This window comes from Laedolimicola intestinihominis, assembly GCF_040096155.1.
In the GTDB taxonomy this organism is placed as follows: domain Bacteria; phylum Bacillota; class Clostridia; order Lachnospirales; family Lachnospiraceae; genus Laedolimicola; species Laedolimicola intestinihominis.
The window spans coordinates 1-2162 of sequence record NZ_JBBMFE010000032.1 but is presented as its reverse complement, the minus strand read 5'-3'; the positions used below and the strand labels follow the sequence as shown (position 1 = coordinate 2162).

The following is a 2162-nucleotide window of genomic DNA, read 5'->3' as shown; positions in this document are numbered from 1 at the left end:
GGCGTTCGTCGGACAGGCGCGGATGCACATTCCGCAGCGGATGCACTCGGTATGGTTGGGCGTTTTCGTCACATCCACATCCATCTTGCAGGCTCTGGCGCATTTCCCGCAGGAAACGCACTTATTCTTATCCACCTTCATCTGGAAGAGGGACACCCGGTTGAACAGCGCATAGAATGCGCCAAGCGGGCAGAGCCACTTGCAAAACGGCCGGTAAAACAGTACGCTCAGCACGATCACCGACAGCAGGATGCTGAACTTCCATGTAAACAGCTTGCCCAGCGCCGCCCGGATGCCGGAATTGGCAAGGGACAGCGGGATGGCTCCCTCCAGCACGCCTTGGGGGCAGAGGTATTTGCAGAAGAAGGGGTCTCCCATGCCAACATCGTTCACAAGGAACGTCGGCAGCAGGAAAACCATCACCAGCAGGACAGCGTACTTGAGGTATGTCAGGGGCTTGAGCTTCTTTGTGGAGAGCTTCTTTGTCGGGATCTTATGCAGCAGCTCCTGAAACCAGCCAAAGGGACAGAGGAAGCCGCAGATAAAGCGCCCCAGCAGCACGCCCAGCAGAATGAGAAAGCCTGTGATATAATAGGAGAAGCTGAACTTGGACGAGCCCACCACTGCCTGAAACGCCCCGATGGGGCAGGCTCCGGAGGCCGCCGGACAGGAGTAGCAGTTCAGCCCCGGCACGCAGACGGTTTTCCCAGCGCCCTGATACAGTCCGCCCTTGAGGAAGTTCGGCAGGTGCAGGTTGGTCAGCAGCGTCGCACCCACCTGAATCCAGCCCCGGAAGCGGGACGTGGTCTGTGAAACGCCTGAAAACTTCTTACCCAATGCCCACACACTCCAGACATAATTTGATTGCTTTGCTCAGCACTGTCGCCGCCTCGCCCCGCCAGACACCAAAGCACAGCATGGCAGCTCCGGCCATCAGCAGCACGATCTGCGCCGCGGCCTTTTTCCTGTAGCTCATTTTTCATCACCCTTTCCGATTTTCTGCCCCCATTATAGCGCGGGAGAGTTAAAGTCTCTGTTAAGAACGAAAACTTAACACAAACCTTATCTGTTTTTGCTATAATGAAAGCAACACAAAAACGAAGAAATAAAAAGGAGGACTCTCATGCACCTTTTAGTAATTGAAGATGAACGCGCCCTGTGTGAGACCATCGTTCGCAGCCTGCGGCGGCTAGCCTACAGCGTGGACTACTGCTATGACGGCGAAAAGGCGCTGGCGCTTCTGGGCGTGGAACGATACGATCTGGTGCTTCTTGATCTGAATCTGCCGAAAAAGGACGGCATGACGGTGCTGCGCACCCTGCGGCAGACCGACCGGGAGACGCGGGTGCTGATCCTCTCCGCCCGCAGCGAAGTGGAGGACAAGGTACAGGGGCTGGATGCCGGGGCGAACGACTATCTGGCGAAGCCCTTCCACTTGGCGGAGCTGGAGGCCCGCATCCGTAGCCTGACATTGCGGCAGTTCACCCAGCAGGATGTGCTGCTAAGCTGCGGAGGCCTGACCTTTGACACCCGCTCCCGTACCGCCACCGTCAACGGGCAGACGCTGACGCTCACCCGGAAGGAAACGGGAATCCTGGAATACCTGATGGTGCATCAAGGAAGGCCAGTAAGTCAGGAGGAGCTGATGGATCACGTTTGGGACAATAGCGTGGACAGCTTCAGCAATTCCATTCGCGTCCACATCTCCGCCCTGCGCAAAAAGCTCCGCGCCGTGCTGGGCTATGACCCCATCCGCAACCGCATCGGCGAGGGCTATCTGATGGGAGGTGAGGAGGAATGAAGCGGCTTTCCCTGCAGTGGCGCATCACGCTGATGTCCGTCCTGCTCATCGGCATCACCTGCGTGGCCATGAATTTGCTGCTATGCTCCTCCGGTGTGTACTATATGGACACCATTGCGGACAGTTTACAAGGCGGCAGCACGGTGATCCTGAATGATGGCGAAGCGGCGAGCTTTGACCCGCAGCTCATAGCGCCCAACGAGGAGTTGACCATCGTCGTCGATGGGGTGCAGGGGCGCTTCCGCACCACCAACTGGTACATCACGGCGGCGGTAACGCTGCTCAGCGGCATCCTCGCCTATTTCGTCAGCGGACGCGCTCTCAAGCCCCTGCGCAGCTTTACCTCGCAGGTGGAGCAGGT

General features: G+C 57.9%; 3 protein-coding genes and 1 pseudogene. 2 read left to right on the top strand and 2 right to left on the bottom strand.

Annotation, left to right across the window (positions count from 1 at the left end):
- Together WMO29_RS16620 and WMO29_RS16615 are read right to left on the bottom strand one after the other, a co-directional pair.
- The coding region (locus tag WMO29_RS16620; protein WP_435391208.1) for a 4Fe-4S binding protein at positions 1-846 on the bottom strand (846 nt) is incomplete at its 3' end.
- Entirely contained in the window at positions 830-976 is a 147-nt protein-coding gene (locus tag WMO29_RS16615) for a CD1871A family CXXC motif-containing protein (RefSeq protein WP_349165546.1), read from the bottom strand. The genes WMO29_RS16620 and WMO29_RS16615, both read right to left, overlap by 17 nt.
- Before the next feature lie 147 nt (positions 977-1123).
- On the opposite strand from WMO29_RS16615, the gene WMO29_RS16610 reads away from it, so the two are divergent.
- Together WMO29_RS16610 and WMO29_RS16605 are read left to right on the top strand one after the other, a co-directional pair.
- Positions 1124-1801 carry a response regulator transcription factor gene (locus tag WMO29_RS16610; protein WP_074925768.1) on the top strand — a complete coding sequence of 226 codons (678 nt, stop codon included), beginning with the start codon at positions 1124-1126 and terminating at the stop codon, positions 1799-1801.
- Positions 1798-2162 (top strand): annotated as a pseudogene (locus WMO29_RS16605) (two-component sensor histidine kinase); the annotation flags it as partial. The gene WMO29_RS16610 and the pseudogene WMO29_RS16605, both read left to right, overlap by 4 nt.

Bases quoted from the DNA above. Each gene is read 5' to 3' on its own strand.
- WMO29_RS16615 (WP_349165546.1), bottom strand. From the start codon at position 976: ATGAGCTACAGGAAAAAGGCCGCGGCGCAGATCGTGCTGCTGATGGCC.
- WMO29_RS16610 (WP_074925768.1), top strand. From the start codon at position 1,124: ATGCACCTTTTAGTAATTGAAGATGAACGCGCCCTGTGTGAGACCATC.